This window comes from Gilvimarinus gilvus, from assembly GCF_030518155.1.
In the GTDB taxonomy this organism is placed as follows: domain Bacteria; phylum Pseudomonadota; class Gammaproteobacteria; order Pseudomonadales; family Cellvibrionaceae; genus Gilvimarinus; species Gilvimarinus gilvus.
Genome location: NZ_JAULRU010000583.1, coordinates 115139 through 131332 on the forward strand (window position 1 = coordinate 115139; position 16194 = coordinate 131332).

Consider the following 16194-nt stretch of genomic DNA (forward strand, 5'->3'; position numbering starts at 1 on the left):
GTAACTGTGTTCAGATCGGGGGAGCCATATAAGCCCATCATAATCTAGAACACAGTTGCTGCTAGGTTAGTCCGCGTTATTGTACAGATTGGAGTATTTCACTCCGTAAAACAGTATGTAGCCATAGCATAAAGCTGGCAGCAAGAAGGACAGTTGAATACCAATTGTGTCCGCAAGAAAGCCCTGCGCCAGTGGCACAATAGCACCGCCCACAATGGCAACGCACAGCAAGCCGGAGCCTTGACTGGTTAAGCTGCCAAGCTTATGCAACGCCATACTGAATATGGTTGGAAACATAATTGAGTTAAACAATCCCACCGCAATAATAGCCCACATCGCGACCTTACCATCGAGCAAAACCGCAGACAAAACCAGAGCAATAGCGGCAACGCAGTTAAACGCCAGTACCTTACCCGGCTGGACGTGGCGCATTACCACAAAGCCAATAAAGCGACCAATCATCGCGCCGCCCCAATAAAAGCTTACGTATACGGCGGCTTCATGTTCTTTCATGCCGGCGATATTGGCTTCGCCAAAAAAGTTTACCAGAAAGCTACCGATGGCCACTTCGCCACCGACGTACATAAAAATACCGACAGCGCCCAACAGTAAGTGAGGCTTGGAGAAAATCGAGACCTTAGTGTCTGCAGCAGTGACTGCGCTGGGTGCCTCTTCATGGGAAATTTTTGGCAGTTTGGCCAGCTTGAAAAACACGGCCAGCGCGATGAGTGAGCCGGCCAGAACCAGGTAGGGCATTTGTACCGCTGCGGCCTCTTTTGCTTTGGCGGCAGCGGCGTCTAATTCCGACAGCGCAGATGGGTCAATGGCCTCGCCCGCGGCTGCCAGAATGAGCAAGCCGCCGAGTGCTGGCGCGATAGTGGTGCCGAGCGAGTTAAAGGCTTGAGTTAGGTTGAGACGACTGGACGCCGTGCGGGCTGGCCCCAGCACCGTCACATAGGGGTTAGCGGCCACCTGTAAAACCGTAATGCCGGCAGCCAATATGAAAAAGGCGATTAGAAATACAGTATAGGTACTCATTGATGCCGGATAGAACAAGAAGCAACCAAAGCCTGCAATGATCAACCCGGTAACGGCGCCGTTCTGATAACCAATTTTCTTGATCAGCATGCCCGCGGGTAACGATACAACGGCATAGGCAAAAAAGAAGCAGAATTGCACCATCATAGCTTGGGTATAGCTGAGAGTATAAACATTCTTAAGGTGGGGAATAAGCACATCGTTCATGGCCGTTAGCAGGCCCCACATAAAGAACAATATGGTGATAATGACCAAGGGGGCCGTGTAGTTTTCGTCGTTCGAATCAGCCACCTGAGTGACGCCGACACTGGAAGGAGCAGTTGCCATAATAAACCTCGTAGAAAAAACGTGTTGTGTGCACCGCCTGGGTTGTTTTTGGGTTGGTCAGTGCGCTTTATTGTCAGGTGGCTGCCTGTTTATTGTATTGTCCAGTCCGGAGAGAGCTTTATGCCGTCTTTGTTGGCTACGACGACATGCCGCTGTTCCCAAGCCCCAGCTGGCGAGTTTCAGGCGAAGACACTATAAATGAAATTGACAGCGCTGTCAGCTCAGTTTACGCAGAGGCATTAGCATTGGGGTAGAATGCAATTGCCAGCGCGGGTTGAGGCTCTGCTGGTAAGACCAAAAATAATTGCAAATTGCAGGGGATTAAGTGGTGGCAAAAGCAACCATTGACGATGTTGCGGCGTTGGCAGGCGTGTCAATGAAGACCGTATCGCGGGTGGTAAACAATGAACCTAATGTCCGCGCGGCTACCCGTGAAAAGGTTGCGGCAGCCATTGCCGCGCTGGACTACCGCCCCAGTCAATCGGCGCGCTCGTTGGCGGCTAACCGATCTTACGTGTTGGGGTTGTTGTATGACAATCCGAGTGCCAGTTACGTCATTGATGTGCAGGCCGGCGCGCTGGCGACCTGTCGCCGGGCCGGTTACGATTTGCTGATTCACCCCTGTAAGCACGATAGTGAGGAGCTGACACAAGAGGTTCTTCTGCTGGCGCGGCAGAGCCGAGTGGATGGTTTGATCTTGACGCCGCCCTTGTCCGATATTGCTGAGCTTGTGCAGGGGTTGGTCGAGGCGCAAGTGCCGTTTGTGCGCCTATCGCCAACGGAAAACAAAGCGGCCTGTCCTTATGTGCAAACCAATGATCAGGAAGCCGCTTATGATATGACCTGTAAATTACTGGAATTGGGGCATACGCGGATTGGCTTTATTGCAGGTCACCCTGATCATAAAGCCGTGACCGAACGCTATTTGGGGTATCTGGCAGCGCTTAAGGAGAACGACCTGAGGTATGATCGCACTTTGGTAGAACAGGGTTACAACTCTTTTGACTCGGGTCGCGAGTGTGCGGCCCGCCTGTTGGACTTGCCCGATGCCCCCACGGCTATATTCGCCAGTAATGACGATATGGCAGCGGGTGTGATCATCGAGGCGCACCACCGTGGTATAGCCATGCCTGTAGAGCTATCGGTGGCTGGTTTTGACGATACACCTGTTGCCCATCAAATCTTCCCTTCCCTGACTACTGTCCGTCAGCCAATTGTTGAAATGGCCGGAAAGGCCGCTGAACTCTTAATCAAACTGCTTAAGGGCAAGTCGGTTCAAATGCCGGCGGCCATTATGAGTTGTCGCATTCTCGAGCGTGAAAGTACCCATCAAGTTCAGCCTTAACCTGCTTTGATCGCGGTCGGTTTTGGCATAAAAGTCCTTTTCTCGTCTACACTTTTATAGCCGGCGTGTGGCAAGCGTCTGTTGTGGATGCGTTGCCGTGAATTGTGGGTAAAAGGTCGATAAACGATGATGAGAATAATAAAGCTCTACTGCAGGCACGTTTTGGTGGTGATGGTAGCGGCCTATTCTATGCCTGCCAGCGCCGAGATATTATGGCAAACCTACAGCGTCAGTTATCTTAAAGGCAATCATTATCGGGTTGGAGATCCACAGCGAGAAGTCTACACCTTCGAGTATGCCGCCAGCACCAGCTGGGGCGACAGTTTTATGTTTTGGGATCATGTGATTGCCAGTTCTGGTACAAGCACCAACTATGGTGAGTGGTCGCCGCGTCTAAGTCTTTGTAAAAATAAACTTTTATGTCTTCAGCAGGCCGATGAACAGGGTTGGTTAAAAGACACAATGTTGTCCGCGACCATAGAGATGGGGGAGGGTTTTACCAACTATCTGTACGGCGTGGGGTTACAGTTTCGTGTGCCGGGGTTTCGTTATGCAAACCTTGATTTTTACCGTCGAGACAATGATGAAACGGAAGATAACTGGCAGACTACATTTACCTGGGCCTACCCGTTTGAAGTTGCCGGCCAAGTATTTTTATACGATGGTTTTGTAGATTGGTTTTCGACCACCCAAGACCAGCGCAGCAGTCTGCACTGGACGTCGCAGCTTAAGTGGAATTTAGGCGAAAACTTTAAGCTGAATTCTCCCTTGTACATTGGGGTCGAATACACCTACTGGCACAATAAGTTTGGCATTAAAGATTCGGAGGCTTTCCCTACTGATGAAAGTAATGCCAATTTGCTTATTAAATGGCACTTTTAAGGGGCCGTTAATTCAGTTTCAAATTTTTCCAAGTATGCCTTCACCTTGGCTCGATTCTCCGGGCCGATACGCAACATTAACTTCTGTGGGTCAGAAAGGGCTTCCAGCTCTGGATCGGTGTACTTGTACATAACCGCTGGTCGCTTCAATGTCAGTGTTTTAGTGACCTCTGGGGTGGCCAACATATTATCGATGGCATTGAGGAGTACCGGGCGGAACTTTCCCTCCAGACCCTGTTCGGCGTAAGCTTCGTCGAACATGGGTTCAAGTGTGGTAAAAATCCTCGCCAAGGCTGCCGGCTCAATTGATTCCATCAACGCGATATGCTTGTCGTAGCGACGGTAATTGGCCTCAGTAAGTTCATATTCTGCATCCGGCCCGCCACTAATTTGCGTAACCCCCAGAGTTGGTAACGGCGACAGTACGGGGCGGTATTGATTTACCAGACGGTTGTTGGCAATACTGATCGCCGCTCGCACGGTTTTGCGCACAACCTCATCGGGGACGATCAGAGCGGTGAGCTCATCACTGGATTCCGGCGCAATTTGTTCGCTCACGAAGGCATCACTTTCATTGAGCGGCGGTAGTTCTATCTCCGGTTCTGCAATTTCCGGCTCTGGCACAGGCTCGGGCGTAACCGGGTCGACAGGTTCCGGCTCTGGCGTTTCGATGATAGGTTCTGGCTCAATTACAGGCTCTGGGGTTGGTGCCGGCTGGACCGGGGCCGGAGCTTGAACGGGCACAGGTGTAGGTAAGGTATCTGGCGTAGCCTGCTGGCTTTGATACCAATAAATAAAGCCACCCAGTAACGCAATAACGATTACTATTGCGATGATGGCAACTGCATTTCCCGCGGTACTGCTGTCCTTCATAGCCTGCTCCAGTGAGCTAACCTTTTTTCTAACTGTGCGTTAGGTTGTGTCGTTTTACAAGCCTTAGAATGTTATTTAACGTTATGGTTCAGTCGTCCTTTAAATTTAGCAAAGGTTTTAGTTGTATCCATAAGCTTTGGGCGATTTGCCGGTGCTGCTCACCAGTTGGATGTGCATCGCACTCATCGCCGGGGTAATAGGGCGAATCTATTTGATATAGCCTGGGGTTTGCCACTTGTTCGACCGTGTTTGCGATATATCGCTTAAGAACTGTTTTTTGTGGTCGGCTCGGATCAGCCTTGTCATTGACGATAGACCCTTCAGTGAGGGCGATAATCGCCTCGGGGTATGTGGTTAGCAAGCGCCGGGCAAATTCAACGTAGGCACCGACGAATTCGCTCTGCCCCGGCAATGCGCCAATGCCTAAGCTGAAGTCATTGGTGCCCAGTGAAACCACAATCACATCCGGTACAAAGCTTGATAAATCGGCCGGCGGGTTGCCGGGTTCTGGTATGGCCAAAGCAAAGAAATCCGGCGCCTGTAACTCGTCGGTATTGCCGTTCCAGCTGCGTATAACGCCGCGGCCTCCATAGCATACCAATTGGGTTTCGGCGTTGAGTTTGGCGCCGAGCAGCATGCCGTAAGAGTTGTCAGAATCAGGCTCGCGTGGCTTAGTTTTACAGGCGGCTTCTGCTGTGTAAACTCCCTCACCGCAGGTGACGGAGTCGCCAATGACCAGTAATTTGTTGGCGGCAGGTTCGGGCGGGGCGGACAAGCGGCCCTCGTCGAGCGCAAAGCTCTCAATGGTGACCAGGCCGCGCCACGCTTCGGATAAGTGACTGATTTTTATCTGGTGCTGTCGTGTTGCCGATTCAATCAGAGTGTAGCGCGTAGGCTCTGTGGTTAGTGCCAGGCGCCTTGGTGGTTGCTCGTCTATGCGAATGCCGAGTAGGCTGCCAGGCTTAGTACTCGAGGCAACCATGCTAAGCGTGCCCCCATCAATACTCAGATTGGCGTTGACACTCGGGTAGCCGAATTTTACGCGCCCTGCCTGCTCTACATAACGACCGCTCCAGCGAATTAAATCATCGTTCGCATTGAGTGTACTCTGTGCCGGAGGAGGGGCCGTGCAGCTCACCACAGCACAAGTAGTCACTCCCACGATCAGTGCTTTGACGGAATTCATTTTGTCTCACCCAGAGGCGATTTCACCAGAAACAAAAGTTGTTCGATCCAGGTTTCGTAACCTTTGCGGCCCGGATGTAAAAAATCGCCCATAACCTCGGCACTGATACGTCCGTCGTCCTCCAAAAAGAGATCGCCAAAATCGTAATACACAACCCTTGGGTTATTTTCCAGTTGCTGCAGCAGGCTGTTTGTGGCCTTTACCCAATGCCGTTCCGGGGTGTTGGGCTGTTCACCAAAAGGCAATATACCTTGCAGAATCAAGTTTGCATTGGGGTAATAATCGAGTGCTCTATCGACGACAGCCTTAACCCCTAGAAAAGTGTCCTCGGGCGTCGCCTGGTGGTGGAGGTAATTATTGACACCGGCCATCAGTACCACCAGCTCCGGGTCTAGCTTTTCCACATTACCGTGATCCAGGCGCCACAGCATATTCTGGGTCAGGTCGCCGCCAATGGCGAAATTTACCGCACCCAGAGGGGCGAAGTGCTGCTCCCACAGTTCGTGATCCCACCCCTGAGTGATTGAGTCGCCAAGAAAAACAACACGGGCTTGGCCCTGCTCGGCCAGCGCAACATCGGCAGCGTGCCACTCGTACCAATTCGACAGGCTCATCCAGGAAAACTGTTTCGTGCGCGGAACCGGCTCTGTGGAGAGGGGGTCTGCAAATACGCTACCTGCGAGCAGAAGTAAACCGGTTACATTGAGTGTGCATATCAGTTTTTTAGCATTCATCGTATGGTTCTCGTGCTTTATAGTTTGAGATTAAGGCGAATATTATTTGGTGACAGGCTTTGGGTGCCAGCAATATTGAGCACCAGATCCAGCAATTCATCCCACTGATCGGCATTGCGCATACCCTTAATAGCGCGATCTATACCGCCCGCCTGTCGCAGCAGCAGTTCGAGCTTAGGCCTTCTGAGCCGGTGCAGGGCTTTGCCGGCCAAGGGCTGCCGTTTAGCCCAAATTCCCGCTTGTTTCATCGCCCAGTCGGGGTGCTTGCCCTGTTCAACTTGAATGGCGGCCTGCAGAATTTGGCGCAGGTCACGACTCAGTGCCCAAAGTATGGCGGGCGCTTCGGTGCCTTCAGTTTTAAGACCTTGTAGGCTTTTAACGGCCGCTCTGGCATCGCCGAGCAGGGCTTTGTCAGCGAGCCCGAAAATGTCATAGCGTGCGCTGTCTGCCACCACGGAGGCCATAAGCTCTGCGCTCACATGGCCATCGGTTGTCAGTAATTTGAGCTTTTCTATTTCCTGCGCAGCGGCCAGTAGGTTGCCTTCAATACGTGACGCGAGCATATCGATGGCACTGCTTTCTGCGTTAAGTCCGGCCTGTTTCAGTCGTTGACCAATCCAGCGGGGCAGCTGCGGTGGGTCAATGGGCCAGATGGGAATGTGTACGCCAGCTCCATCCAGGGCTTTGTACCACTTACTGCGTGTCGTGGCGCTATCGAGTTTTCCGGTGACAACAAGCAACAAGGTATCCGCGGGCAGCGTTTGGGTATATTCCACCAGTGCGCGCGAGCCCTTGTCGCCGGGCTTGCCATTGGGCATGCGCAGTTCAATCAGTTTTTGACTGGCGAACAGAGATAGGCTGTTGGCGGCGTTGTGCAACTGGCCCCAGTCAAATCCAGCTTCAATGTGGTGCAGCTCGCGCTCTTCAAAACCTTGCTGTCGAGACGCTTTACGGATGCTGTCGCAGGCCTCTTGCACTAACAAAGGCTCGTCTCCGCTGACCAAGTAGATAGGCGCAAGTTTTTCGCCTAAAGCGCGCTGTAGTTGGTCAATGCGCAACTTAGCCACAGTTATTCCTGCGCAGCTTGTTCGGGTTGAAGTTGAAAGTAGCTTTGTCGCAGTATTTGCTGAACCAGCTCCCGGCGCATATCATCGAGCAGTAATTCCTGTTCTCGTTCGATACCGGTTGTGTCAGATGCATCGAGTGAGCGGGTAACGATAGCGCTCAATGGCGAGGTTACCGCCACAGCCTGGGTATCGAACCACTGAAACGGTTGACTCAATTGCAGCTCGAAAGCGGCGGCCAGGCTGTCGGTACCAACTCCGACGGTTCGTTTGCGCAAATCTTCGTCTTCCAGCACGAGGACGTACTGCGCTTTCTCGCCCGCGCCGACAACGTCAATATCATTCTCGACAAAAGCATCGGTTAAGATTTGTAGCAGGGGAGTGTACTGCTCGCTCGAAGCAATCCGCACTGAATCCAGTGCGAGCGGGGGCAGCAGATTGCCGCGCACTTGCCAGCCGCAGCCGGCCAGCACGCCCGTTACCAACATTGCCCATATGGCAAACATTCGCACTGTCACTATGAGCCTCCCCTGTGTACTTTGGATGACGAAAGAGGCTGCCAAAACAGCCCCGTTTTAGTTGGCGACAATGTTGACCAACTTATTGGGAACGACAATCACCTTGCGAACCGTAACACCTTCTAAAAAGCGCTGAACATTTTGCAGTGAAAGTGCCTGGGCCTCAAGATCGCTGCGCTCGGCCTCTACCGACGCCTGCATTTTGTCGCGAACCTTACCATTGACCTGAACCACAATCTCAATACTGGTGCGTTTCAGGGCGGCTTCATCCACGGCTGGCCAAGGGGCATCCAGGGGGATTGTGCTGTGCCCCAGTGCATGCCAGAGGGATTGGGCGATGTGCGGCACAATGGGCGCGAGCATCAGCACCGCGGCTTCCAGCGCTTCGCGTTCGACCGCAAGCCCCTCGGGAGAGGCGCGATCGGCCAGCTTACTGACCTCGTTCATCAATTCCATTACTGCGGCGATAGCGGTATTAAAGGTTTGGCGACGACCGTAGTCGTCACTGACCTTGGCTATGGTTTCATGCGTTTTACGACGCAGATCGCGCTGAGAGTCATTCAGCGATTCGATGTCGATGCTACCGGGGGTACCCGCCTTTAAGTGGCCGTGCAGGGTTTTCCATAAGCGGCGTAAAAAGCGGTTGGCACCTTCAACACCGGAATCGCTCCACTCCATGCTCTGCTCGGGGGGCGCGGCGAACATTGAAAACAAACGAACCGTGTCGGCACCGTAGTGTGCAATTAACTCTGCCGGGTCAACGGTATTGCCTTTGGATTTGCTCATTTTGACGCCGTCTTTGAGTACCATGCCCTGGCACAAAAGACGCTCAAAGGGCTCGTCGCATTCGACCAGGCCTTCGTCGCGCATTAATTTGTGAAAGAAGCGCGCGTATAATAGGTGCAAAATGGCGTGTTCGATACCGCCGACGTATTGATCTACAGGCAGCCAGTAGTTGGCGGCATCCGAGTCGAGCATGCCATCGGCAAAGTTGGGGCAGGTGTAACGCGCGTAGTACCAGGAAGACTCCATAAAGGTGTCAAAGGTGTCCGTCTCGCGCTCTACCGCGCGGCCTTCGTATTCGGCCTTGCGCCATTCGGGGTCGGCTTTTATCGGGGACTGAACGCCGTCGAGTACCACGTCTTCGGGCAGTAATACCGGAAGCTTGTCCGCCGGTACCGGAATTTCGCCGCCGCCGGGCAAGTTCAGCATCGGAATAGGGGCGCCCCAGTAGCGCTGGCGGGAAACCCCCCAGTCGCGCAGACGATAATTGGTCTGTACTTTACCTTTTTTGGCCGCTTTGAGAGTTTGTGCAATCGAGTCAAAGGCCGCTTTAAAGTCGAGGCCGTCGTACTCACCAGAGTTAACCAGTACGCCCTTGTCGACAAAGGCCTCCTTGGTAAGATCTATTGCTGAACCGTCTTTGGGGGCGATAACCTGCTGAATCGGCAAACTGTATTTGTGCGCAAATTCGAAGTCGCGTTGGTCGTGAGCGGGCACCGCCATAACGGCCCCAGAGCCGTAGTCCATTAACACGTAGTTGGCGATCCAAACCGGCACTTCTTCACCGGTAATCGGGTGCAGTGCCTTCAGGCCCGTATCCAGGCCCTTTTTCTCCATATTGGCCATATCGGCTTCGGCAACCGATTGCTCTTTACACTCGGCAATGAACTTGGCAATGCTGTCATCGGCGTCTGCCAGAGACTGGGCGATGGGGTGTTCTGCGGCCAGGCTCACGTAACTGACACCCATAAGCGTGTCGGGGCGTGTGGTATAGACCTCAAAGCCGGTGTGACCGCCGAGCTTTTCGGCCAAATCAAAACGCATTTCAACGCCCCGGCTTTTGCCGATCCAGTTGCGTTGCATGGTTTTGACCTGCTCCGGCCAGTTGGGCAGCTTGTTCAGATCTTTCAGTAATTCTTCGGCATAAGCGGTGATACGGATAAACCACTGTGCCAACTCCCGACGTTGGACCGTGGTGCCACAGCGCCAGCAGCAGCCGTCTTCGACCTGCTCGTTGGCAAGGACGGTTTGATCTTCGGGGCACCAGTTAACCGCTGAGTTCTTTTTATACACCAAACCTTTTTCGTACAGGCGAGTGAAGAACCATTGCTCCCAGCGGTAGTAGTCGCTGCGACAGGTGGCCAGTTCACGGCTCCAGTCGAAGCCAAAACCGAGCTGTTTAAGTTGACCTTTCATATACTCGACATTCGAGTAGGTCCATTTTGCGGGCGCGGTATTGTTCTTAATGGCGGCATTTTCCGCAGGAAGGCCAAAGGCATCCCATCCCATAGGGTGCAGTACATTCTTACCCTGCATGCGCTGAAAGCGGGAAATTACATCGGAAATCGTGTAATTGCGCACGTGCCCCATGTGCAGCTTACCGCTGGGATAGGGGAACATGGCGAGGCAGTAGAATTTCTCGCGGCTGGTGTCTTCGGTGACTGTAAAACTCTGGTTCTCTTCCCAGTAGCTCTGGGCCGCGGATTCCACCTCGGCGGGGTGATATTGCTCTTGCATTGTGGGCTATGATTCCCTGCGAATTGTCGGTGATAGATAAAGAGCGGGCATTATAGGGGGTAGGCCGCGTGATACCAAGGGTTGAGTCGTGCAAATAATCGCTAAAAGAGGTTGATTTGGGTGGAGGTTTGGCATAAAATCGCCGCCCCTAATACGGCTCAAGTCTATAAAACGCGTGGCAACCCCTCGTTACTTCGTGCCGTCCAAGCGCATTGGAGCAGTTATGTACGCAATTTTTGAAAGCGGTGGCAAACAGCATCGCGTAGTGGAAGGCGAAACCCTGAAGCTCGAAAAAATCGAAGTCGCCACCGGCGAAAAAATCGAATTCGACAAAGTTTATCTGGTAGCTAACGGCGGCGACGTAAAAATCGGTGCGCCTGTTGTAGACGGTGCCAAGGTAACTGCCGAGGTAGTTACTCACGGTCGTGCGGACAAGGTGAAAATCATCAAATTCCGTCGTCGTAAGCACTCTATGAAGCGCCAGGGCCACCGTCAGTGGTACACTGAAGTTAAAATCACCGGTATCAAAGGTTAAGCAGGAGTTTACTCATGGCTCATAAAAAAGCAGGCGGTAGTACACGCAACGGTCGCGATTCGGAAAGTAAACGCCTTGGTGTAAAGCGCTTTGGCGGTGAAGCTGTATCGGCCGGTTCTATCATTGTTCGTCAACGTGGCACCAAGTTCCACGCTGGTGTAAACGTGGGTATTGGTAAAGACCACACCCTGTTTGCTAAAGCAGACGGCACTGTAAAATTTGAAGTCAAAGGTGACAAAAACCGCCGCTTCGTTTCCATCGAAGCTGTGTAAGTCACTCTTGGTCGGCTGCTAAGCAGCCATTCGGCGCAAGCCGTTTAGAAAGAGCCCCGTCGATTACCGATGGGGCTTTTTTGTTGATAGACTCACAGAAAGGTCGGGCTGTGAGTGGTGAATTACCGGCCTAATCAGTTCATTCAGCGGAGAAAGCCGTGAAATTTGTCGACGAGGCACCGATTTACGTGGAAGCAGGAAAGGGCGGTAATGGCTGCCTGAGCTTTCGCCGGGAAAAATTTATTGCCAAAGGTGGCCCAGACGGTGGTGATGGCGGTGACGGCGGCAGTGTTTTTCTGTGCGCCGATGAGAATCTGAATACACTGGTGGACTATCGCTATACCCGCCGCTTTAAAGCGCCCAGCGGAGATGGTGGCCGGGGTAAGGATTGTCGCGGTAGAAGCGGCGAAGATCTGACATTGCCGGTACCGGTAGGCACGACTGTCATCGATATTGATTCGGGTGAAACCCTGGGTGATTTAACCAAGGCCGGAGATACCCTCAAAGTTGCTCAGGGGGGCTTTCATGGCTTGGGAAATGCTCGCTTTAAGTCGAGTACCAATCGCGCTCCTCGTCAAACCAGCCCCGGTAGCCCCGGTGAAATACGCAACTTGAAGTTAGAGTTGAAAGTGTTGGCCGATGTTGGCCTATTGGGTTTACCCAATGCGGGTAAGAGTACTTTTATTCGTTCCGTCAGTTCCGCCAAACCTAAAGTGGCCGATTACCCATTTACCACACTGGTACCGAATTTGGGTGTGGTAAAAGTTCAGGAGCACCGCAGTTTTGTGGTGGCTGATATTCCCGGTGTTATTGAAGGCGCCGCTGATGGGGCAGGCCTGGGTATACGCTTTTTGAAGCATTTAACGCGCTGCCGGGTATTGTTGCACCTGGTGGATGTATGCCCGGTAGATGGCAGCGACCCTGTTGAAAACGTAAAAGCTATTGCACGTGAGCTAGAAACGTTTAGCCCGCATTTAGCGCAGCGTAAGCGCTGGCTGATACTCAATAAAGTAGATTTACTGCCCGAAGATGAGCGCGAGGTTATTTGTCAAAATATTGCTAAAGCGCTCGACTGGACTGGGCCTGTCTACGCAATTGCCGCGGTCAGCGGTATCAATGTTGATACTCTGGCCGGGTCTTTGATGCAGCATTTGGAAGAACTTTGGCAGGCCGAAAAAGACGATCCTGAATTGCTTGAGGCAGAGTTTGCTTTTCAGGATGCGATGCAAGAAGAAGTGCGTGAGCGTATCGAGACTTTAAGAGATCAGCATCGCGCAGCGCGTAAAGCACAAAAAACTGATGACGATGATGACGACTTCGATGATGATGTCGAAGTGGAGTATGTGCCTTAATTCTTCGCATTAAGAGTCGGTCTTTCAGTGGAACGGTAAGAGAACGAGCGAATGTCAAAACGTCAGGAGTTAGGTCAAGCTAAGCGTTGGGTGGTTAAAATTGGTAGCGCGCTGCTGACCGATGATGGCAAAGGGTTGGACTATGCAGCCATTTCGCACTGGGTGTCGCAAATCGCAGCACTCAAAAAGCGTGGCATTGAGTTGGTGCTCGTTTCCTCTGGCGCCGTAGCCGCCGGAATGACACGTCTGGGCTGGACGCAAAGGCCCACCGAGATTCATCTGCTACAAGCCGCCGCCGCCGTGGGGCAGATGGGCCTCATTCAAAATTACGAGTCTGAGTTCTCGCAATTTGGCTTACACACCGCGCAAGTATTGCTCGATCACGATGATCTCTCCTCCCGTGAACGCTATCTCAATGGCCGTTCAACTCTGCGTGCCCTAATGGATCTTAATGTGATCCCCATCGTTAATGAAAACGACACAGTCGTGACCGATGAAATCCGATTTGGCGACAACGATACATTAGGGGCTCTGGTTGCGAATCTGATTGATGCCGATGTTTTGGTCATAATGACGGATCAGGATGGGATGTATACCGCTGATCCTCGCACCCATGCTGACGCTGAGCTGATCAGTGAAATGGCTGCTGCCGACGCTCGACTCGATGCTATGGCAGGTGATGGCGGTAGTTTGGGGCGTGGAGGCATGATTACTAAAGTGCGGGCAGCTCGTGTTGCCGCTCGCTCAGGCGCCGATACCATTATTGTCGGAGGTCGGCAGGATTCGGTGTTAACTCGCCTGGCCGATGGTGAAAGCCTCGGTACTTATCTGTGGGCTGATCAAGAGCCACAGGCCGCGCGCAAACGTTGGATCGCCGGTCACTTACAGTCGCGCGGGACGTTGGTCTTGGATGACGGCGCTGTAGCGGTATTACAAAAACAAGGTAAAAGTTTGTTGCCGGTTGGCGTAAAACAGGTGATAGGTGATTTTAAGCGCGGTGAAATGGTCGTATGCAAGAACTTGCAAGGTCGTGAAGTGGGCAGAGGGCTTGTCAACTATCACGCATCGGATGCCCGCCAGATTATCGGGCACCCTAGTTCACAGATAGCGGAACGCCTTGGTTATCAAGGCGATGCAGAGCTGATTCATCGCGATAATCTGGTTATTGTTTAGGTTTGCAGTTTCGTTTGTGTCTGAGGTTTTCCCTCACAGCGTAATATTCGTGTGTCCGTGCCGGGATCTGGAAGTCTGGGGCCAATTATTCTTCGGCATTTAAATCGTTAAACTGACCCATAAAAAAACCAAAGCATGCAGCGAAGGAAAAGTGCCCCCCGCGCTCACAATTCTCGCTGAGCATCTTCGATTCCTGGTGCAGGCTGGACGCAACAATAGATGTTAAATACGCCGATACTTTGTCATTGAAAATATCGCCATGGTCTTTGATAAAGCTAGCATCGGTGCTTAAAAATACGATGGGGTCTTGTGCGGAGCACGGCAGCCGGGCCGTTAATGGATTGTGCGTTGTTGCGCTCTTGTCTTCGCAGTAGTCATGAAACTTCCACTCTCCCAACGGCTGGTCGTACGGATCCCTACGGTTATTTCGGTTGAGTGTTATCGCGCCAGTCCAAAATCGTTCATAGTTGCCAATTGTTGTAATGTCGAGATTGTGTTCGGAAAACTTATACAGTTTATCTTGATAATAGCGTTCAAAATCGACTTCCTCCCAACCTAAGGCGGCAATGGACTGTCCGACTGGGAAATACACATGAGTTGCCTGGTCTCCCTTTGAACTAATAACATGTAGGAGCTCCGACTGCGGCGATGACTGCTCAGCAAAACGCATACTATGCTCTTTTAAGGCAAAAATTTGATTGGCTTCTATGGCTGGGTTAAGCAGTACGACGCCCTCGCCAATAGGGGGTGTGGCCTTGCCATTGGACATTCCGGTAATCATCTTAGTTAATAATATATTGTCTACCGCCGACAAAGTCATTGCGCCGCCAAAACTGTGGCCGGCAATCAGCAAAATATTATCAGGTTTACGTGCATCAATTTCCGCCAGCTTCAGAATGACTGACGAAACACCGTTCGCGCCGATTTCTTCGGCTACCGATTTTCTTGCCCAATAGGTAAGGTATTCAGAGCCCGCACCGTATAAAGATTTGCCTCTCCAACCGATGTAAACCCCCATAAGCTTGCGCTCACCCAGAATATTAGCACTGCCAATTTTGTTGAGCACCTGGCGAAAACTTTTTACATTGCGGTCGTCGTTGCTGGCATTGTGTAGCCAGCCGTGAACAAAAACGACCACTGCTACCCCTGAATCCTCGCTTGCGTAAGACTCTATGCGGCTCACAATGTCCTCGGTTTTACGCCGGTCAAATTGATTGCCTCGCTCGGAGAACTCAATAAAACTCAATTCGAAATTGTCATGTTCTTCAATATAAGACTCTGCGCACGTTTGCCGGCAGTTGGCGGGTGGCTCGGTTCGCCAGGCGGTACTCCGGGTGCAGGAAACCGTTAACGCCACCAATATGCCGGCGCCAAGGAGGAGTGCAAGTACACGAACAAACTTGCTGGGCATAGTGCTCACCACGGCTCGGCCAGATAAGGAAACTCGCTTAAAAACGGCTTGTCATTGGTGTCCTTGCGAGGCCACTCCCAAGTTCGTACATCGCCCAGCGATAGTTCCCACAGCAGGCAGTCACCTACTTTGCAAGTAAGTGCGGCAACGTCATCGGTTAGCATGCGGCCATTGGGGAAGCCCGGGGAAAACTTTGTGCTAAATATCATGACGTCCGGGAACTTATCATAGTCGCGAATCGCAAAAAGTGGTGCAAGTTTTGACATAAGTATGCCGTCGATAAAGCCGGGGTCGTTATGTTTTTTGTTGATGGCTTCAAGGTGCTGGGCGGGCTCCAATGTGTTGAGGAAGTCTAACCGAGGCTGCATGGTTCGGTTAGACCGCCCCACATGATCTATTTTCTTTCCGTGTTTTACAATATCACCCCACATAACAAAGTTATGCTGTTCGGCAGCGAATTCGGTGATGGGGATTGTAACAGCCATGGCGACCACGTTAGAGCCAAAAAACTTCGGAAATATAAAGGGGTCGTCTCGCACGCCGGTAAACACACGAATATTCTCAGAATCCTTCAAAGTGCCGCTTTTCTCTAAAGCCGTAAGGGATGCGTTGTTATCCAGGTGAAAAGCAAGAGTCGCGTCGGGGTGGATGTGAGACGGGCTGCTAATGCTGCCCCCGTAGCGTAATTTTTGCTGAGGATTATCAAAGCTCACCTCAGACGACAAGTCAAAATGTACCCGGTAGGTTTGCTCTGACAAGTGATCAATGGGTGGTGGCTTTTTTAGGCCTGGGTGGGTGGTTAGGATAACAACGAGATTGCCCTTGTGTGGAAACACAAATAGCCCCGATAGACTTTGGGTCGGCTCTCCGTTAAAAACCGGGTCCGCATGATCTGAGGCCAAGCTTAATGAGCAGGCACAGCCTAGTATGCTTACTAGTAAGTAGCAAAGGTAAAGTTTTTTCAT

General features: G+C 52.0%; 15 protein-coding genes. 6 read left to right on the forward strand and 9 right to left on the reverse strand.

Translation table 11 applies throughout. From position 1 onward, the window contains the following. Nucleotides 1–66 precede the first annotated feature (66 nt). Nucleotides 67–1365 (reverse strand): L-fucose:H+ symporter permease, encoded by a 1299-nt coding sequence (gene fucP / locus QWI17_RS14355; RefSeq protein ID WP_302723209.1) that lies wholly within the window; start codon nucleotides 1363–1365, stop codon nucleotides 67–69. Nucleotides 1366–1690: 325 nt separating this feature from the next. On the opposite strand from fucP, the gene QWI17_RS14360 reads away from it, so the two are divergent. Both QWI17_RS14360 and QWI17_RS14365 read left to right on the forward strand, forming a co-directional pair. Then, nucleotides 1691–2710 (forward strand): LacI family DNA-binding transcriptional regulator, encoded by a 1020-nt coding sequence (locus QWI17_RS14360; protein WP_302723210.1) that lies wholly within the window; start codon nucleotides 1691–1693, stop codon nucleotides 2708–2710. 126 nt (nucleotides 2711–2836) lie between these two features. Next, nucleotides 2837–3592, forward strand: coding sequence for a hypothetical protein (locus QWI17_RS14365; RefSeq protein WP_302723211.1), 756 nt, complete (start codon nucleotides 2837–2839; stop codon nucleotides 3590–3592). Here the strand turns inward: QWI17_RS14365 and QWI17_RS14370 are convergent. The 6 genes from QWI17_RS14370 to leuS form a co-directional block, all read right to left on the reverse strand. Further along, a complete protein-coding gene (locus tag QWI17_RS14370; protein WP_302723212.1) occupies nucleotides 3589–4464 on the reverse strand; it encodes a DUF3014 domain-containing protein in 876 nt (291 codons plus the stop codon). The two genes, QWI17_RS14365 and QWI17_RS14370, sit on opposite strands and share 4 nt — an antisense overlap. An 88-nt stretch (nucleotides 4465–4552) precedes the next feature. After that, complete coding sequence (locus QWI17_RS14375) at nucleotides 4553–5650, reverse strand: SGNH/GDSL hydrolase family protein (RefSeq protein ID WP_302723213.1); 1098 nt, start codon at nucleotides 5648–5650, stop codon at nucleotides 4553–4555. Continuing rightward, nucleotides 5647–6384: a GDSL-type esterase/lipase family protein gene (locus QWI17_RS14380; RefSeq protein ID WP_302723214.1), complete on the reverse strand. Its 738-nt coding sequence runs from the start codon at nucleotides 6382–6384 to the stop codon at nucleotides 5647–5649. The genes QWI17_RS14375 and QWI17_RS14380 overlap by 4 nt, the downstream gene beginning before the upstream one ends. A gap of 17 nt (nucleotides 6385–6401) precedes the next feature. Further along, nucleotides 6402–7451 (reverse strand): DNA polymerase III subunit delta, encoded by a 1050-nt coding sequence (gene holA, locus QWI17_RS14385; RefSeq protein ID WP_302723215.1) that lies wholly within the window; start codon nucleotides 7449–7451, stop codon nucleotides 6402–6404. 2 nt (nucleotides 7452–7453) lie between these two features. Further along, nucleotides 7454–7966, reverse strand: coding sequence for an LPS-assembly lipoprotein LptE (locus tag QWI17_RS14390; protein ID WP_302723216.1), 513 nt, complete (start codon nucleotides 7964–7966; stop codon nucleotides 7454–7456). A gap of 57 nt (nucleotides 7967–8023) precedes the next feature. Further along, nucleotides 8024–10486: a leucine--tRNA ligase gene (leuS, locus tag QWI17_RS14395; protein WP_302723217.1), complete on the reverse strand. Its 2463-nt coding sequence runs from the start codon at nucleotides 10484–10486 to the stop codon at nucleotides 8024–8026. A gap of 223 nt (nucleotides 10487–10709) precedes the next feature. Here leuS and rplU point away from each other — a divergent pair, with 223 nt between their 5' ends. The 4 genes from rplU (at nucleotide 10710) to proB (ending at nucleotide 13818) form a co-directional block, all read left to right on the forward strand. Further along, nucleotides 10710–11021 (forward strand): 50S ribosomal protein L21, encoded by a 312-nt coding sequence (gene rplU, locus QWI17_RS14400; RefSeq protein ID WP_302723218.1) that lies wholly within the window; start codon nucleotides 10710–10712, stop codon nucleotides 11019–11021. 14 nt (nucleotides 11022–11035) lie between these two features. After that, nucleotides 11036–11293: a 50S ribosomal protein L27 gene (gene rpmA / locus QWI17_RS14405; protein WP_302723219.1), complete on the forward strand. Its 258-nt coding sequence runs from the start codon at nucleotides 11036–11038 to the stop codon at nucleotides 11291–11293. Between the two features lie 158 nt (nucleotides 11294–11451). Then, nucleotides 11452–12645, forward strand: a complete 1194-nt coding sequence (cgtA, locus tag QWI17_RS14410) for an Obg family GTPase CgtA (protein WP_302723220.1) — start codon at nucleotides 11452–11454, stop codon at nucleotides 12643–12645. A gap of 51 nt (nucleotides 12646–12696) precedes the next feature. Then, nucleotides 12697–13818, forward strand: coding sequence for a glutamate 5-kinase (gene proB, locus QWI17_RS14415; RefSeq protein ID WP_302723221.1), 1122 nt, complete (start codon nucleotides 12697–12699; stop codon nucleotides 13816–13818). A gap of 85 nt (nucleotides 13819–13903) precedes the next feature. Here proB and QWI17_RS14420 read toward each other — a convergent pair whose 3' ends face one another. Both QWI17_RS14420 and QWI17_RS14425 read right to left on the reverse strand, forming a co-directional pair. Then, nucleotides 13904–15229 carry an alpha/beta hydrolase gene (locus tag QWI17_RS14420; RefSeq protein ID WP_302723222.1) on the reverse strand — a complete coding sequence of 442 codons (1326 nt, stop codon included), beginning with the start codon at nucleotides 15227–15229 and terminating at the stop codon, nucleotides 13904–13906. 5 nt (nucleotides 15230–15234) lie between these two features. Beyond that, the gene (locus QWI17_RS14425; protein WP_302723223.1) at nucleotides 15235–16194 is read right to left on the reverse strand and encodes a hypothetical protein; all 960 of its coding nucleotides are present in this window, start codon (nucleotides 16192–16194) and stop codon (nucleotides 15235–15237) included.